We start from the raw sequence: 15,660 nt of genomic DNA on the forward strand, positions 1-15,660 counted from the left end.
TTCCTCTGCACTGGATGGCCCGTGCACCCCCTCCCGAATCAGGAAGAATCCTCATGCGCTCACGCCTGCTCACCGTCACCGCCCTGGCTGCCCTCGCTGCCCTCGCGCTCGGCGGCTGCTCCTCCGAGACCGACACGCTCAGCGACACCGAAGCCGCTGCGGCGGCCGCCGGCGACAGCTCCTGGCCACGCACCGTCGAGCACGGCGCGGGAGAGACTGAGATCTCCGCCGCGCCGCTGCGCATCGTCTCCGTGTCCCCGTCGATCACCGGGAGCCTGCTGGCGATCGACGCCCCGCTGGTCGGATCCGCCGCCACCACCGTCTCCCCCCTGAGCGACGACAAGGGCTTCTTCACTCAATGGGCGGACGCGGCCGACGAGGCGGGCGTGGAAGTCGTCTACGGCGACCTCGAACTCGACCTGGACGCGGTCGACCTGTTCGAACCGGATCTGATCATCGGCTCGGTCAACGGCGGGGACGCCACCCTCGAGGCCTACGATCAGCTGAGCGAGATCGCCCCGACCGTGCTGCTGGACTACGGCACCGTGACGTGGCAGGAACTGACGACGGAACTCGGCACGATCACCGGCCTGGAGGAGCAGGCGGCCGCGACGATCGCCGAGTACGACGACTGGGTCGCTGCGCAGGCCGAGAAGATCATGCTTCCGGAGCAACCGGTGACGGCGGCGGTCTACATGGGAGCGGACGGCGTGTGGGCGTTCGGAGCAGACAGCCCGCAGGCGCGGCTGCTCACGGCGCTCGGATTCACCTATGAGGCTGCAGCCGAGGCGTTCCGCAGCGAGCAGACCGGTGCGAACGGTGTCGACATCCTCAGCGCGGAGAACGCCGCCAGCGGACTCGCCGGCTCCCGGACACTGTTCCTCGTCGCGATGGGAGGCGGCGACCCCGTGTCCGCGTTCGTCGGCGACCCGCTGCTCGTCAACCAGCCGGCCGTCGCGGCGGACCGCGTGCACTCGCTCGGCACGGAGTCCTTCCGGCTCGACTACTTCAGTGCGAAGAACACCACGCAGTTGATCGTCGACACGTTCTCTGAATGACCTCGACCGTCACTTCCTCGCCACGGCGGGACGACGCTCCCCTGCGTCATCCCGCCGTGGCGCGACGCGCGATCGCACTGCTGCTCGGAGCCGGCGCGACCACTGTGCTTCTGGCTGTCGTCGGCTTCGGCGTCGGCTCTCACCCGATCTCACCAGCGCAGGTTCTCGACGCGCTCACGGCCTATGATCCGACCCGTAACGAGCACGTGATCGTGATGGCGTCTCGTGTGCCGCGCATGCTCCTCGGAATCCTGGTCGGCGCGGCACTCGGCATGGCGGGCGCGCTCATGCAGTCACTCACCAGGAACCCACTCGCCGACCCCGGCATCCTCGGAGTCAACGCGGGTGCGTCTCTCCTGGTCGTGGTCGCCATCGCCTACCTCGGCGTCACATCCGTGCACGGTTACATCTGGTTCGCCTTCGCGGGAGCTGCGCTGGCCGCGGTGCTCGTGTTCGCACTCGGATCCGCACACCGCAGCGGTGCCACGCCGGTGCGATTCGCCCTCGCCGGCACCGCGGTCGCCATCGCGATCGGCGCCGTGACGCAGATGATCCTGATCAGCAACGAGACGGCGTTCCAGTACTTCCGCTTCTGGTCGGTGGGGTCGCTGCAGGGCCGGGGGCTCGACGTCATCGTCGCCGTCCTGCCGTTCCTCGTCGTCGGGCTGTCCGTCGCACTGCTGCTTGCGCGCCCCCTCGACAGCCTCGCCCTCGGCGACGCCGCCGCACGCTCTCTGGGCACTTCGGTCGGAGCGGTGCGGGCCTCGACAGCGCTCGCTGTCGTCCTGCTGGCAGGTGGCGCCACCGCCGCGGCCGGTCCGATCGGCTTCATCGGTCTCGCCGCCGCCCACATCGTGCGCCAGGTCGTCGGCAACTCGCATCGCTGGCTGCTGCCCTGCTCGATCGTCGTGGGCGCCGGACTGCTCGTGAGCGCCGACACCCTCGGCCGCGCGCTCGTGGCTCCCGCCGACCTCCAGAGCGGCATCGCGGCCGCGCTGCTCGGCAGCCCTCTGTTCATCGCCCTGGTGCGCTCACGGAGGGTGGCCTCGCTGTGACCACCCTGCTCTCCGCTGTGCGTGTACTGCGGATCGGCGGCTGGTCGCTGCGAGTCGACGACCGCGCCGCGCGCACCGCGGGCGTACTCACCGTCGTGATCCTGATCATGGTGGCCGTGAGTCTGTGCGCCGGAACGATCCCCGTCAGCCCCGCCGACCTGGTCGGCACGCTGACCGGCGATGCCAGCGCATCCACCGTGCGGTCGGTATGGGGGCGGCGCATGCCGCGCGCGCTCACTGCTCTACTGGTCGGCGCAGCACTCGCGATGAGCGGAGCAGTCTTCCAGTCGCTCTCGCGCAACCCCCTCGGTTCTCCCGACATCATCGGCTTCACCACTGGTGCCGCCACCGGTGCCGTCGCGCAGATCGTGCTGTTCGGCGGCGGAGTGCTCGAGACGGCGCTCGCCGCAGTCGCGGGAGGCCTGGTCACCGCAGTCGTGGTCTACCTGCTCGCCCGTCGCGACGGCGTCAGCGGCGGTATCCGGCTCGTGCTCGTGGGGATCGGCGTCGGTGCGACGATGAGCGCGCTCTCGGCACTGCTCCTCGTGCGTGCGGACATCAACGACGCGACGCTCGCCCAAGTATGGTCGTCCGGATCCCTCACCGGCCGCGGCTGGCCGCACGCCATCAGTCTGATCGCGGCACTGGCCGTCCTGACCCCGATGCTCATGGCGTGCGCGCGGAGCATCGCCTTCATCGAAATGGGCGATGACACGGCGCAGGCGCTCGGCGTCTCGGTCGAACGGCGACGACTCCAGGCGCTCATCCTCGCAGTGATCGCCGCGGCCATCGCTGTCGCCGCCGCCGGGCCGATCGCCTTCGTGGCCTTCGCCGCACCGCAGATCGCACGGCGGATCGCCCCGGCGCCGGGTGTGCAGCTCGGCGTGTCCGCGCTCACGGGAGCGCTGCTGCTTCTGCTGGCCGATCTGCTCGCCGCGCATCTCGACATCGGGCTGCGCACGCCGGTCGGCCTCGTGACCAGTCTGCTCGGCGGCATGTATCTGCTGTCGCTGCTCGCCCGACGCATCTGATGAGGACCCCATGATCCCCCACGCACTCACAGCCCGCGACCTTCATCTCGCCTACGCATCCCGCACCATCGTCGACCGGTTGAGCGTCGACATCCCTCCTGGCGGCTTCACCGTCATCATCGGTCCGAACGGCTGCGGCAAGTCGACCCTGCTGCGAGCCCTCGGTCGCATGATCGTGCCCCGCGCCGGCACGGTCACGGTCGACGGCATCGATCTGGCCTCACTGCGCACCAAGCAGATCGCCCGGCGCATCGCCCTACTCCCTCAGGCTCCCCTCGCGCCGGGCGCCATCACCGTGTCCGACCTGGTCGCCCGCGGTCGCAACCCGCATCAGAGCCTGCTGCGGCAATGGTCGGCGGAGGATGAGCGCGTCGTAGAGGAGGCGCTTCGGGAGGTCGGTCTTCGCGACCACTCCGACCGCCTGGTCGAGGAGCTCAGCGGTGGGCAGCGGCAGCGGGTCTGGATCGCGATGACGCTCGCCCAGCAGACTCCCGTTCTCCTGCTCGACGAACCGACCACCTACCTCGACGTGGCTCATCAGATCGACGTGCTCGACCTGTGCTCCCGTCTCCACGAGTCCGGACGCACATTGGTCGCCGTGCTGCACGATCTCAACCTCGCCGCCCGCTACGCCTCACACGTGATCGCGATGCGCGACGGTGCCGTCGTCGTCGAGGGCGATCCCGCAACCGTGTTCACCGCACCGAACCTGCGTAAGGTCTTCGACCTCGACGCTCTCGTGCTCTCCGACCCCGAGACCGGCCGTCCGCTCGTGGTCCCCCGCGATCTCCGCCGCCCCAGCCCCCATGCCACCGAAGAAATGGAGTCACGATGACAGACGAAACCGTTCCCGTTGTCGACCGCAGCCTGCCGTTGCACGAGCAGGAGGCGATCCTGTCGAACGATCACAACAAGGGGATGCATCGCACGCACGGCATCGTCCGCGAGATCCGGGAGGTCACTGCGGAGCTCGTGCGCATCGTCGTGCACATCTCCGGCCTCGCCGAGGATCCGCAGTGGAGCGTGCCCAACGTCTCGCTGCGCATCCATCTGACCGATGGCGCCGAGCAGCTCTCTCGCGTCTACACCGTACGTGCCGCGGACGAAGCAGCCGAGACGATCGATATCGATGTGGTGCGCCACGGAGAGTCGAGTCCCATGATGCGATGGCTCGCCGATCTGCGCGTCGGGGACGTCGTTCCCCTCGTGGGTCCGCGACCGCACTTCCGGTTCCCTGAGACTCGCGGACGCGGGCTGCTCGTCTTCGCTGACGCGACGGCGATCCCTGCCCTCTACGCGCTCCTGAGGCAGGCACCTGTCGGCCTCCACGGTAGAGGATGGGTCGCGACCTCCGACGTGACGGCCTTCGACGAGCTGCCCCGGATCCCCGGGTTCGCCCTCACACGACTGCGGCCGGGTGAGGGGTTCGCAGCGCAATTCGCCGGCGTCACCGCTGCGGACGGCGTCGTGGTGTGGGGCGCGGGCGAACGCGACGAGATGCGCGCCGTGCGCTCGCACTTCCGCACGACCCTCTCCGCCGCGAAGGACGATGTCTCCGTCTACGGCTACTGGAAGCGCGGGACCAGCAACACCGCGATCGATGAGGCCCGACTCCGCGCCTACGAAGAGCTGCTGCGGTCGGGCGGCACGGTCCTGGACATGGACGATCTGTCGCTGCCCGTCTGACCCTCATCGCCACCCGTGCGGGCACCATCGTCTGCGCCCGCACGGGTGGCCATGGCGCCGGCGGCGATGCTCTGGTAGACCGGAGACACCTCCCGGAGAAGGTGATCCGATGTCCGCATCCGACACGGCCTCTCCTGTCCGCTTCGTCACCGACGGCGGACTCGAGACCGACCTGATCTTCCATCACGGCGTCGATCTGCCCGACTTCGCCGCCTTCGTCCTCGTCGACGACTTCCGCGGACGACGTCTCCTGCAGGACTACTACCGCGGGTACGCCGAAGTCGCCGGTCGTCACGGCGTCGGGCTTCGGCTCGAGTCGGCGACATGGAGGGCGAGCGCGGACTGGGGACGCCGTCTCGACTACGACGCCGCCGCGCTCAGACGCGTCAACATCGAAGCTCTCCGCATGCTCCGCGACATCGCCTCCGACCACGACGACCTTCCCGAGATCGCCCTGGTCGGGGTGGTGGGCCCGCGCGGAGACGGGTATCGGGCCGGCGAGTGGGACCCGGCGACCGGGCCCGACGATGCCTACCGCTATCACCGCCCGCAGGTGCGGTCGCTCGCCGAGGGCGGTGCCGATGCGGTCACGGCCTATACGCTCTCGGACGCCGCGGAGGCGATCGGCGTCGTCCGCGCGGCGCGGGAGTTCCAGCTCCCCGTCGAGATCTCGTTCACGGTGGAGACCGACGGACGCCTTCCCTCAGGGCGCACGCTCGCCGCGACGATCGCCGATGTCGACGCACACGGCGCGCCGGACGGGTATCTGCTGAACTGCGCACACCCGGAGCACTTCGCCCGTGCCGTCGACGCGGAGACGGCGTCCCGCATCATCGGCATCCGGCCGAACGCCTCGCGTCTCTCGCACGCGGAGCTCGACGAGGCGGAGCATCTCGACGAGGGCGACCCCGCCGACCTGGCGGCCTGCACCGTCGATCTCGTGGAGCGGATGCCGTCCGTGCGCGTGATCGGCGGCTGCTGCGGCACCGACGCACGCCACGTCACGGCGATCTGGGAGCGTCTCGACGGCGAGGAAGCGCGCGGAGACGGCGACGTCGCCCGGGCATGAAAGAAGGCCCCAGAGTGGAGTCCGGGGCCTTCCGTTCAATCTTAGCTCAGATCAGAGCGACTCAACGATCGCGCGCATCAGGTCAGCCGTCTCGGACGGCGTCTTGCCGACCTTGACACCGGCGGCCTCGAGGGCCTCCTTCTTGGCCTGAGCGGTGCCCGCAGAGCCCGAGACGATCGCGCCGGCGTGGCCCATCGTCTTGCCCTCGGGAGCCGTGAAGCCCGCGACGTAGCCGACGACCGGCTTCGTGACGTGCGCCTTGATGTAGTCGGCCGCACGCTCTTCGGCGTCGCCGCCGATCTCGCCGATCATGACGATGGCCTTGGTCTCGGGGTCCGCCTCGAACGCGGCCAGCGCGTCGATGTGCGTGGTGCCGATGACCGGGTCGCCGCCGATGCCGATGGCGGTGGAGAAGCCCAGGTCGCGCAGCTCGAACATCATCTGGTAGGTCAGGGTGCCCGACTTCGACACGAGGCCGATCGGTCCCTTGCCCGTGATGTTCGCCGGCGTGATGCCGACGAGCGCCTCGCCCGGCGTGATGATGCCGGGGCAGTTCGGGCCGATGATGCGGGTCTTGTTGCCCTTGCTCTGCGCGTAGGCCCAGGCCTCGGCCGAGTCGCCGACGGGAACACCCTCGGTGATGACGACGAGCAGCGGGATCTCGGCGTCGATGGCCTCGACCATCGCGTCCTTCGTGAAAGCACCGGGGACGAAGGCGATCGACACGTCGGCGCCGGTCTCCTTGATCGCCTCGGCGACCGAGGCGAAGACGGGGAGTTCGACGGCGTTGCCGTCCTTGTCGGTGTGCGCGACCGTGGTGCCGGCCTTGCGGGCGTTGACGCCGCCGACGACCTGGGTTCCGGCCTTCAGCATGAGCGCCGTGTGCTTGGTGCCCTCGCCGCCGGTGATGCCCTGGACGATGACCTTGGAGTCCTTGTTGAGGTAGATCGACATTCTTCTAGTCCTTCAGTCTCAGGCGTTGGCGAGCTCGGCGGCCTTGTCGGCGCCCTCGTCCATCGTGGCGGCCAGGGTGACGAGCGGGTGCGCGTACTCGGCGAGGATCGCGCGGCCCTCGTCGACGCGGTTGCCGTCGAGGCGCACGACGAGCGGCTTCGAGGCCGTGGCGCCCAGCGTCTCGAGCGCGCCCTTGATGCCGTTGGCGACGGCGTCGCACGCCGTGATGCCACCGAAGACGTTGACGAACACGCTCTTGACCTGCGGGTCGCCGAGGATGACGTCGAGACCGGCGGCCATGACCTCAGCCGAGGCTCCGCCGCCGATGTCGAGGAAGTTGGCCGGCTTCACGCCGTTGTGGTTCTCTCCCGCGTAGGCGACCACGTCGAGCGTCGACATGACCAGGCCCGCGCCGTTGCCGATGATGCCGACCTCGCCGTCGAGCTTCACGTAGTTGAGGCCGCTCTTCTTGGCCTTGGCCTCGAGCGGGTCGGCGGCGTCCTTGTCCTCGAGCGCTTCGTGCTCGGGGTGACGGATCTCGGAGGCGTTGTCGTCGAGCGTGACCTTGCCGTCGAGCGCGATGATGTCGCCCTCTTCGGTGCGGACCAGCGGGTTGACCTCGACGAGCGTCGCGTCCTCGCCCTTGTACACGTCGAAGAGCTTGACGAACACGTCGGAGACCTTCTCGACGAGGTCCTCGGGGAAGTTCGCTGCGCGGGCGATCTCGACGGCCTTCGCCTTGTCGATGCCCGTGAGCGGGTTGACCTCGACGCGTGCGAGCGCCTCCGGGCGCTCGACGGCGAGCTCCTCGATCTCCATGCCGCCCTCGACCGAGCAGAGGCTCAGGTAGGAGCGGTTGGCGCGGTCGAGCAGCACGGAGAAGTAGAACTCCTCGGCGATGCGCGCGCCCTGCGCGACCATGACGCGCTTGACGACGTGGCCCTTGATGTCGAGTCCGAGGATGGCCTTGGCCGCCTCGTACGCCTCGTCGGGGGTCTTGGCGACCTTGACGCCGCCTGCCTTTCCACGGCCGCCGGTCTTCACCTGAGCCTTGACGACGACCACTCCGCCGATCTTCTCGGCAGCCGCCCTCACCTCTTCAGGGGTGTCCGCGACGATGCCGGCGAGAACCGGCACTCCGTACTTTTCGAAAACGTCTCGTGCCTGGTACTCGTACAGATCCACTGTGGTTCCTTCACTGGGCTGCTGTCTGGTAATTCTCTCGATGTCGAGACATCGACCAGTCCCCCAGCCTACTACCTCGCCCTGAGCGCCCCCTGCCCGCGACGGCACTTCCGCGCGCATCCGAGGGCGGTGACCTAGCATCAGAGGATGAGCGAAACCTCCTCCGCCGCCGCGAGCGCGACGCGCGTCGTCGCCGCCGCACTCGACCTGTTCGCCGAACACGGTTTCGACCAGACCTCGGTCGAGCAGATCGCCAAGGCCGCAGGCGTGTCGCGCTCGACGTTCTTCCGGCAGTTCGGCGGCAAGGACGACGTCGTCTTCGCCGACCACGAGCTGCTGCTCGACGTGCTGCGCGAGCACTTCTCCGTCTCCGAAGGCGACCCGTGGTCCACTGTCGCGGATGGCGCGATGCTGGTCTTCCGCCATTTCGCCGCCGAGCCGGACGTGGCCCGTCGCCGCTACGAGCTCGTGCGGCAGATCCCTGCTCTGCGCGAACGGGAGATCGTCGCGGTGTTCCGCTACGAGCGCCTCTTCGACGAGTACCTGCGAGAGTCGCTGCCGGACCTCGATCCGCTCGACGCCGTCAGCTATGCCGCCGTCATCACCGCCGTGCACAACCATGTGCTGCGCCAGATGCTCCGGGGCAAGCGCGTGCCGGCGTCGGCGCTGCGTCAGGCGCTCGACGTCGCGATGCGTCGTTTCGGCGTGCAGCAGGATGCCGTCGCCGAGCCGTCGGCCGACGACCTGGTCGTCGCGGTGTTCCCCCGATCGATGCCGATCGCCGAGGTCACCCGGCGTGTGCGCGCCGAGCTGGGCTGACCTCGCGGAGCATCCGGACGACATCCTGTCGTGAAACCGAGTTTCGGCGAGTACGATACTTGGTGCCACGAAGGAGTCATCATGAGCACCGAAGCTTCCCCGTTCCCCGGCGAGCGCGTCTCGTCGTACGACATCACCGGACGCCAGGACAGCGACTACTACGCCGTGTTCTCCGACATCCCCGCCGCGGACCGCGCCGCGTGGGACCGCGCCAAGGCGTACGTCGACGAGGTCTCCCCGCAGATGGCCGAGGCCTGGGACCGCGCCGAATACCCGCTCGACGCCGCTCGGCGGATGGGAGAGATGGACCTCGTGGTCGACGGGATCGAGCATCCGTCCCTCACCCGACTCTCGCCGCTGGCTGCGGGGCTCGTGAACATGGAGATCTCCCGGGGCGACGGCTCCCTCGGCACGATCCTGGCAGTGCAGGGCGGACTCGCGCTGCGCACGCTCGCCCTCTTCGGATCGGACGCCCAGCAGGAGAGATGGCTCACCGCCCTCGCCGACGGCTCCGTGCTCGGTTCTTTCGCGCTCACCGAGCCCGACCACGGCTCCGACTCCGTCTCCCTCGAGACGGTGGCACGACGCGACGGCGACACCTGGGTGCTGCGCGGCACGAAGAAGTGGATCGGCAACGGCGCCTCCGGCGGCATCACCTTCGTCTGGGCCCGCGTCGACGACGAGACGGCACCCGAGCACGGCGCCGTGCGCTGCTTCCTCGTCGAACAGGACACCCCGGGGTACACGGGATCGGTCATCCGCGGCAAGGCCTCGCTGCGGGCCATCCACCAGGCGCACATCGAACTCGACGACGTGCGCGTGCCGCTCGAGGCCGTGCTGCCGGGCACCAAGAGCTTCAAGGATGCCTCGGTCGTGCTCTATGCGACGCGCTCCGGCGTCGCCTGGTCGGCACTGGGTCACGCGACCGCCTGCTACGAGGCGGCGCTCACCTATGCGACCCAGCGCGTGCAGTTCGGCAAGCCGTTGGCGAAGTTCCAGATGGTCCAGGAACGTCTGACCCACATGCTCGAGGACGTCACGGCGATGCAACTGTACTGCCGACGCCTCGCCGACCTCGAGACGGCAGGAGAACTGCGTCCGACGCAGGCGTCGCTCGCGAAGTTCCACAACACGCGCGCGGCACGCCGCGTGGCCGCCGTCGCCCGCGACCTGCTCGGCGGCAACGGCATCCTGCTCGAGAACGGAGTCATGCAGCACATGGCCGACATCGAGGCGATCCACACCTATGAGGGCACGGAGAGCGTGCAGGCGCTGCTGCTCGGCCGCGACATCACCGGGATGAGCGCGTTCGTCTGAGCCGCGATCCGGGTCGGCGGCTCACCCGGCTCAGGACCGCACGTGGCGGTCCCGGCTCGCTGCCGCGCCGGCCACGGCCTGCACCGCGAGCAGGATCACCAGCGCCGCGACCGGAGCGATCCATCCACCGACGGCGGCGTGCAGGAGTCCGAGACCGATGGGACCGAGGCCGGCCAACAGATAGCCGATCCCCTGCGCCATGGTCGACAGGTGGGCCGTGTGCCTCGCGTCGGGCGCACGGAGCACGATGTACGTCAGCGACAGGGCGATGGCGGCGCCCTGGCCGAGCCCGAGCAGCGTCATCCACACCCACGCCGCAGCTCCTCCCGGCGCGACGAGCAGACCGATGAGTCCCGCTGCGCTGAGCAGTGCCGACAGCAGGACCGGCAGCCACGTGGGTCGGATACGGCGCATCATCGTGGGCACGAGGAGCGCCGCCGCGATCCCGGGCAGACTCGAGTACGACAGCAGCAGTCCGGCGTCCGCCACCGAGATCCCGGCGTCCTGCAGCATCGTCGGAATCCAGGTGAGGGCCGCGTAGTAGCTCAGGCTCTGCAGACCCATGAAGCCCGTGACCGCCCACGCGACCGGATCGCGCAGCAGCATCGTCAGGCGCGGCTCGTCCCGAGGCTCCGCGATCGCGTCGACGGGCCCGCCCGTCGTGCCCGGGGAGTCGGCGACGGCACGGATCGCCCGTGGCGTCCAGATCAGCACGGCGAGTACTGCCGGAATCGCCCAGATCGCCAGCGCACCACGCCACGACCCGTCGAGTGCCGTCATGAACGGAACCGTGAGGGCAGCAGCTGCGGCGGCGCCGAGGAACAGCGCCGTCGAGTACAGACCCATCATCAGTCCGAGGCGGTGGGCGAAGTCCTGCTTGATCACAGCCGGCATGCAGACGTTCGCCACGGCGATGCCCGCGCCGACCAGCACCGTGCCGCCGAAGAGCGCAACCGGAGAGGGGAGAAGACGGATGCCGATGCCGACCGCGACGACGACCATCGTGAGCGCGAGCAGTCGATGCAGTCCGATCCATCGCGTCAGCGCCGGCGTGAGGAAGGCGAAGGCCCCGAACGCGAACACCGGGATGGTCGTCAGGAGTCCGGCCGCCGCCGAGGGGATGCCGAGCTCGCGCTCGATCGCGGGGATCACCGGTCCCACCGACGCGACGCCCATGCGGAGATTCAGCGCGATCATCAGCAGACCGGCCGCCACAGAGATCGCAGTGAGGGCGGTGCGCCGACGGACGGACGGCGTGGTCAGCGGGATCGGGGCGGTGTCGAACGGTTCCTGCATCGTGGTCATGCATCGAGTCCAGCATCCGCGCGACCTGTCAGGAAACACGTACACTGCATCCTGATGTCGAATACTCGCCAATCCTCCCGCCTCGTCGATCTGAACCTGGTCGACTTCGACTCCCTCACCGCCCTGCCGATGGAGGGCGCCTACCGCTTCGCGCACGCCGAGACGTCGCCGCGTCACGCCCATCCGCTCGGACATCTGGTGCACGCCGCGTCAGGCGTGCTGTCGCTGCTCACCGACGACGGGTCCTGGATCGCCCCGTCGACCCGCATGGCGTGGGTGCCCGCCGGTGCCGAGCACCGCCATCGGGCGCACGGCCGCACCGACATGCGCATCGTCCACCTCTCGGATGAGCTCGCCGCGCTGCTGCCGGCGACCCCCGCCGTGCTCGTCGCGACGCCGCTCGCCCGCGAGGCCGTGCTGGCGATGACATCCGACCACTCTCGCAGCACCGGCGCACTGGACCACCTGCGTCGCGTCGTCGTCGATGAGGCGGTCACCGCGCCGGAGCAGCCGTTGCACCTGCCGGAACCCCATGATCCGCGCCTGCGCCGGGCAGCGCGCATCGTCGAGGACGACCTCGCCCTCCCCGTGTCGCTCGGCGAGCTCAGCGCGCGCACAGGCACCGCGGAGCGGACGCTGAGCCGACTGTTCCAGCAGGAGACCGGCATGGGATACCGGCAATGGCGCCTCCAGCTGCGCGTGCATCGCGCACTCGTCCTGCTCGCCCACGGCACCTCCGTGACCCACACGGCTGCCGCATGCGGCTGGGCGACGACCAGTCAGTGCATCGAGCAGTTCACGCCGCTGGTCGGGATGACGCCTGGCCGGTACCGGGCGTCTCAGCTCGCGGCGTGAACCGACGACCGTGTCAGGCGATCAGTTGCAGCCGCAGCCGCCCGCCGGCGTCTTCACCATGAAGCAGACATCGCACACGCCGTAGTCACGCTCTTCGACCGGCTTCGACGCGCGCTCGCGGGGTGCTGCGGCGACGCGCGGGGTCGTCGTGCGCTTGGCCGCGCGGGGCGGCGTCAGCGGGATGAACTCGCTCGGGTGGCTGACGTAGAAGAGCGGAGCACGTCCCTCGCTGGGCTGCAGCCGCAGCGCCGTGGAGCCGATGACGATGCGCTCGTCCTCGGTGAAGCCGTTGGTGTAGGTCTTGCCGATGTGGAGCGCTGCCCCTTCACCGCGGCGGATGGCCTCGATGTAGCGGCCGCGGTCGATGAACGAGCTGATGCCGATGGCATCGACGATGCCGGCGATGAACTCGTGGTTCGACGGGTCGATGCGGTGCGCGCGCAATGCTTCGGGCAGCGAGCGGTATGGACGGGAGGTGCCTGCGGGGGTCGGCCCCTGAACTTCTTTCATCACTCTCCAGGATCGCACGTCTGAGAGCGTTCGCCGACCGATTCTCGATCCGATCGCCGCACACCGGGAAGAGAGTCGCGTGCGAGACTGACGTCATGGCACGCGCGACGATCATCGGCTCCGGTCCGAACGGGCTCGCTGCCGGTGTCGCCCTCTCACGGGCCGGGTACCAGGTGCGGGTGCTCGAAGCCGCGCAGACCGTCGGTGGCGGCGTGCGCACACTCGAGTCCACGCTGCCCGGCTTCCGGCACGACGTCTGCTCGGCCGTGCACCCCGCGGCTCTCGCCTCGCCCTTCTTCCGCGCTTTCGGTCTGGCCGAGCGGATCGACTGGATCCATCCGGAGATCTCCTACGCGCATCCCCTCGACGACGGGCGTGCGGGCGTCGCCTGGCGCGACATCGACCGCACGGCGCACGGATTGGGCGTCGACGGTGGCGCCTGGGCCAAGAGGCTGGGGCCCCTCGCCCGCCATATCGACGGCCTCGAGGACTTCACGGGCAACGCGATGCTGCGCGTCCCCCGCGACCCGCTCACGGCGGCGCGCTATGCGGCGCGGATGCTCGACCAGAGCGCCCCGTTCGCGCGCCACGCATTCCGCACGGAGGAGGCTGCCGCGCTCATGGCCGGTGTGGTCGCCCACGCGAACACACGACTGCCGTCGCTCGTCGGCGCCGCGGCGGGCCTGCTCCTCGCCTCGCACGCGCACGCCGGAGGGTGGATGTACCCGCGCGGCGGTGCACAGCGGATCGCCGACGCGCTGGTCGCCGACATCGAGGAGCACGGCGGCGCGGTCGAGACCGGCGCACACGTCACCGACCTGCGCGCGCTCGACTGGGGCGACCCGACCCGTGGCGACCTGCTGCTGCTGAACAGCTCGCCGCGTCTGGCACTGACCCACCCCGACATCCCCGCTCGCTATGCGCGGGCGCTCACCTCGTACCGCTACGGACCCGGCGCCGCGAAGGTCGACTTCGCGCTCGACGGACCGGTCCCCTGGGCGAATGCCGACGTCGCACAGGCGCCGACCGTGCACCTCGGCGGCACGCGCGACGAGGTGTGGGCGAGCGAGAACGCCGTAGCACGCGGACGCGTGAGCGACCGGCCCTACGTGCTCGCGGTGCAGCCCTCGGTGTTCGATCCGACGCGGGCACCTGCGGGTCACGCGGTGTTCTGGGCGTACATCCATGTGCCGGCCGGGTCCGACCTCGATCCGACCGCACTCATCACAGCGCAGGTCGAGCGGTTCGCCCCGGGCTTCCGCGATCGCATCCTCGCGCACCACGCCGTGCCGGCTTCTTCGCGTGAGGCCATCAACCCGGCGGAGCTCGGCGGCGACATCTCCGGCGGCGTCCTCAGCATCGCGCAGCTGGTGCGGCGGCCCACGCTGTCTCCCGCGCCCTGGCGGACGCCGATGCGCGGCGTCTACCTCGCCTCGTCCGCCACGCCACCGGGACCAGGAGTGAACGGCATGGCCGGCTGGCATGCCGCCCGCACCGCCCTCGCCGACGCCGGGCTCCCCCACGCGCTGACCGATCTGTTCGGCTGACCGCGGTCGACAACGCAGGACGGCCCGGGTCCCGGTCCGTCCGCTGCGCCGGATTCTGGGGCGGTCCCGCCTCGACAGCGGCCTTCGTCCTGAGTTGCGGTCCCGCCTCTCGCGCTCTTCCGCCGCGACGATGACCGGGCCAGGATGGAGCCATGCCCTACGAGATCCCCGCGCCGATGCTCGCCAAGGCGGCAGCGACGGTCCCCGACCCGGCGAAGACTCCCGGCGGGCTGCTGTACGAGCCCAAGTGGGATGGTTTCCGCGGCCTCATCTCGTGGGACGGCGAGAGCGTCGAGATCGGCTCCCGAGGAGCGAAGCCGCTGACGAGGTACTTCCCCGAGCTGGTCGAGGCCATCCCGTCTCTCCTCCCCGGTCCGTGTCTGCTGGACGGCGAGATCGTGGTCGCCACGGGTCCCGAGGGCGCGCAGCGCCTGGACTGGGAGGCGCTCAGTCAGCGGATCCACCCCGCAGCGTCGCGCGTCGCGCGGCTGGCCGCCGAGACCCCGGCGATGTTCATCGCGTTCGACCTGCTCGCCGAGGGCGACGACGATCTGCTCTCCACGCCGTTCGAGGACCGTCGCGAACGTCTCGAACGGCTGCTGGCCGATGCGCCGCACCCGCTGCACCTCACGCGGACCACCCGCGATCGCGATGCCGCAGTCCGCTGGCTCGCCGAGTTCGAGGGTGCCGGTCTCGACGGCGTCGTCGCCAAGCCTCTCGCCCAGCCCTACGCCCCCGGCAAGCGCACGCTGATCAAGATCAAGCACGCGCGCACGGCGGACGTCGTCGCGCTCGGGTATCGCATCCACAAGTCGGGCTCCGGGGTCGGTTCGCTGCTGGTCGGGCTGTACGGTGCTGACGGGACCCTGCGCCAGGTCGGCGGGGTGGCCGCGTGGACCGATGTCCGCCGTCAGGAACTTGTGACGGAGCTCGCGCCGCTGGTGGAACGCGACGAGGCCGGCGACGCGATCACCGGCGAGGGGGAACGCTCGCGCTTCAGCGGCGCGAAGGATGTGTCGTTCGTGCGGTTGCGCCCCGAGCGCGTGCTCGAGGTGCGCTATGACCAGCTCGAGGGCGCGCGCTTCCGACACACCGTGCAGTTCGAGCGCTGGCGCCCCGACCGCGATGCGCGGTCGTGCACCTACGACCAGCTCGACACGGTCGCAGGCTACGACCTCGCCGACGTGCTGGCCTGACCCGGACCTGGCCGCTTTCTGCGTCGTGCGCCCCGGAGCCCCAGGGCCACCCGAAGCGGACGGCAGAGGATAT

At 69.9% G+C, this 15,660-nt stretch carries 15 protein-coding genes; 11 read left to right on the forward strand and 4 right to left on the reverse strand.

Annotation, left to right across the window (positions count from 1 at the left end; translation table 11 throughout):
* Positions 1–53 precede the first annotated feature (53 nt).
* The 6 genes from fepB (at position 54) to FB560_RS13475 (ending at position 5,899) form a co-directional block, all read left to right on the forward strand.
* The gene (gene fepB / locus FB560_RS13450) at positions 54–1,058 is read left to right on the forward strand and encodes a Fe2+-enterobactin ABC transporter substrate-binding protein (RefSeq protein WP_141872838.1); all 1,005 of its coding nucleotides are present in this window, start codon (positions 54–56) and stop codon (positions 1,056–1,058) included.
* Positions 1,055–2,113 carry a FecCD family ABC transporter permease gene (locus tag FB560_RS13455; RefSeq protein ID WP_141872839.1) on the forward strand — a complete coding sequence of 353 codons (1,059 nt, stop codon included), beginning with the start codon at positions 1,055–1,057 and terminating at the stop codon, positions 2,111–2,113. Before fepB ends, FB560_RS13455 begins: the two co-directional genes overlap by 4 nt.
* The gene (locus FB560_RS13460) at positions 2,110–3,144 is read left to right on the forward strand and encodes a FecCD family ABC transporter permease (RefSeq protein WP_229673058.1); all 1,035 of its coding nucleotides are present in this window, start codon (positions 2,110–2,112) and stop codon (positions 3,142–3,144) included. Before FB560_RS13455 ends, FB560_RS13460 begins: the two co-directional genes overlap by 4 nt.
* 10 nt (positions 3,145–3,154) lie before the next feature.
* Positions 3,155–3,979, forward strand: a complete 825-nt coding sequence (locus FB560_RS13465; protein ID WP_141872840.1) for an ABC transporter ATP-binding protein — start codon at positions 3,155–3,157, stop codon at positions 3,977–3,979.
* The gene (locus FB560_RS13470; RefSeq protein WP_141872841.1) at positions 3,976–4,830 is read left to right on the forward strand and encodes a siderophore-interacting protein; all 855 of its coding nucleotides are present in this window, start codon (positions 3,976–3,978) and stop codon (positions 4,828–4,830) included. The genes FB560_RS13465 and FB560_RS13470 overlap by 4 nt, the downstream gene beginning before the upstream one ends.
* Positions 4,831–4,939: 109 nt before the next feature.
* On the forward strand, positions 4,940–5,899 hold the full coding sequence (locus tag FB560_RS13475) for a homocysteine S-methyltransferase family protein (protein ID WP_141872842.1): 960 nt from the start codon (positions 4,940–4,942) through the stop codon (positions 5,897–5,899).
* A gap of 51 nt (positions 5,900–5,950) precedes the next feature.
* Here the strand turns inward: FB560_RS13475 and sucD are convergent, their stop codons facing one another.
* Positions 5,951–6,853 carry a succinate--CoA ligase subunit alpha gene (gene sucD / locus FB560_RS13480; protein ID WP_141872843.1) on the reverse strand — a complete coding sequence of 301 codons (903 nt, stop codon included), beginning with the start codon at positions 6,851–6,853 and terminating at the stop codon, positions 5,951–5,953.
* An 18-nt stretch (positions 6,854–6,871) separates the two neighbouring features.
* Entirely contained in the window at positions 6,872–8,038 is a 1,167-nt protein-coding gene (sucC, locus tag FB560_RS13485; protein WP_141872844.1) for an ADP-forming succinate--CoA ligase subunit beta, read from the reverse strand.
* 147 nt (positions 8,039–8,185) lie between these two features.
* On the opposite strand from sucC, the gene FB560_RS13490 reads away from it, so the two are divergent.
* Both FB560_RS13490 and FB560_RS13495 read left to right on the forward strand, forming a co-directional pair.
* Positions 8,186–8,857: a TetR family transcriptional regulator gene (locus FB560_RS13490; protein WP_141872845.1), complete on the forward strand. Its 672-nt coding sequence runs from the start codon at positions 8,186–8,188 to the stop codon at positions 8,855–8,857.
* Between the two features lie 81 nt (positions 8,858–8,938).
* The gene (locus FB560_RS13495; protein ID WP_141872846.1) at positions 8,939–10,174 is read left to right on the forward strand and encodes an acyl-CoA dehydrogenase family protein; all 1,236 of its coding nucleotides are present in this window, start codon (positions 8,939–8,941) and stop codon (positions 10,172–10,174) included.
* Between the two features lie 30 nt (positions 10,175–10,204).
* Here FB560_RS13495 and FB560_RS13500 read toward each other — a convergent pair whose 3' ends face one another.
* Positions 10,205–11,479: a CynX/NimT family MFS transporter gene (locus FB560_RS13500; protein WP_141872847.1), complete on the reverse strand. Its 1,275-nt coding sequence runs from the start codon at positions 11,477–11,479 to the stop codon at positions 10,205–10,207.
* A gap of 54 nt (positions 11,480–11,533) precedes the next feature.
* On the opposite strand from FB560_RS13500, the gene FB560_RS13505 reads away from it, so the two are divergent.
* The gene (locus FB560_RS13505) at positions 11,534–12,334 is read left to right on the forward strand and encodes an AraC family transcriptional regulator (RefSeq protein WP_141872848.1); all 801 of its coding nucleotides are present in this window, start codon (positions 11,534–11,536) and stop codon (positions 12,332–12,334) included.
* A gap of 21 nt (positions 12,335–12,355) precedes the next feature.
* Here the strand turns inward: FB560_RS13505 and FB560_RS13510 are convergent, their stop codons facing one another.
* Complete coding sequence (locus FB560_RS13510) at positions 12,356–12,844, reverse strand: hypothetical protein (RefSeq protein WP_141872849.1); 489 nt, start codon at positions 12,842–12,844, stop codon at positions 12,356–12,358.
* Positions 12,845–12,939: 95 nt separating this feature from the next.
* On the opposite strand from FB560_RS13510, the gene FB560_RS13515 reads away from it, so the two are divergent.
* Together FB560_RS13515 and FB560_RS13520 are read left to right on the forward strand one after the other, a co-directional pair.
* Positions 12,940–14,391 carry a phytoene desaturase family protein gene (locus FB560_RS13515; protein ID WP_141872850.1) on the forward strand — a complete coding sequence of 484 codons (1,452 nt, stop codon included), beginning with the start codon at positions 12,940–12,942 and terminating at the stop codon, positions 14,389–14,391.
* Between the two features lie 152 nt (positions 14,392–14,543).
* Positions 14,544–15,587, forward strand: a complete 1,044-nt coding sequence (locus FB560_RS13520; RefSeq protein ID WP_141872851.1) for an ATP-dependent DNA ligase — start codon at positions 14,544–14,546, stop codon at positions 15,585–15,587.
* Positions 15,588–15,660 lie beyond the last annotated feature (73 nt).

Origin of the sequence: Microbacterium saperdae, assembly GCF_006716345.1 — a bacterium.
GTDB classification, from domain to species: domain Bacteria; phylum Actinomycetota; class Actinomycetes; order Actinomycetales; family Microbacteriaceae; genus Microbacterium; species Microbacterium saperdae.

What these genes read in the sequence shown, in the direction of transcription:
- fepB (WP_141872838.1), top strand. Translation starts at nt 54, where the DNA reads ATGCGCTCACGCCTGCTCACCGTCACCGCCCTGGCTGCCCTCGCTGCC.
- FB560_RS13500 (WP_141872847.1), bottom strand. Translation starts at nt 11,479, where the DNA reads ATGACCACGATGCAGGAACCGTTCGACACCGCCCCGATCCCGCTGACC.
- FB560_RS13490 (WP_141872845.1), top strand. Translation starts at nt 8,186, where the DNA reads ATGAGCGAAACCTCCTCCGCCGCCGCGAGCGCGACGCGCGTCGTCGCC.
- FB560_RS13465 (WP_141872840.1), top strand. Translation starts at nt 3,155, where the DNA reads ATGATCCCCCACGCACTCACAGCCCGCGACCTTCATCTCGCCTACGCA.
- FB560_RS13495 (WP_141872846.1), top strand. Translation starts at nt 8,939, where the DNA reads ATGAGCACCGAAGCTTCCCCGTTCCCCGGCGAGCGCGTCTCGTCGTAC.
- FB560_RS13505 (WP_141872848.1), top strand. Translation starts at nt 11,534, where the DNA reads ATGTCGAATACTCGCCAATCCTCCCGCCTCGTCGATCTGAACCTGGTC.
- sucD (WP_141872843.1), bottom strand. Translation starts at nt 6,853, where the DNA reads ATGTCGATCTACCTCAACAAGGACTCCAAGGTCATCGTCCAGGGCATC.
- FB560_RS13475 (WP_141872842.1), top strand. Translation starts at nt 4,940, where the DNA reads ATGTCCGCATCCGACACGGCCTCTCCTGTCCGCTTCGTCACCGACGGC.
- FB560_RS13455 (WP_141872839.1), top strand. Translation starts at nt 1,055, where the DNA reads ATGACCTCGACCGTCACTTCCTCGCCACGGCGGGACGACGCTCCCCTG.
- FB560_RS13510 (WP_141872849.1), bottom strand. Translation starts at nt 12,844, where the DNA reads ATGAAAGAAGTTCAGGGGCCGACCCCCGCAGGCACCTCCCGTCCATAC.
- FB560_RS13515 (WP_141872850.1), top strand. Translation starts at nt 12,940, where the DNA reads ATGGCACGCGCGACGATCATCGGCTCCGGTCCGAACGGGCTCGCTGCC.
- FB560_RS13520 (WP_141872851.1), top strand. Translation starts at nt 14,544, where the DNA reads ATGCCCTACGAGATCCCCGCGCCGATGCTCGCCAAGGCGGCAGCGACG.
- FB560_RS13470 (WP_141872841.1), top strand. Translation starts at nt 3,976, where the DNA reads ATGACAGACGAAACCGTTCCCGTTGTCGACCGCAGCCTGCCGTTGCAC.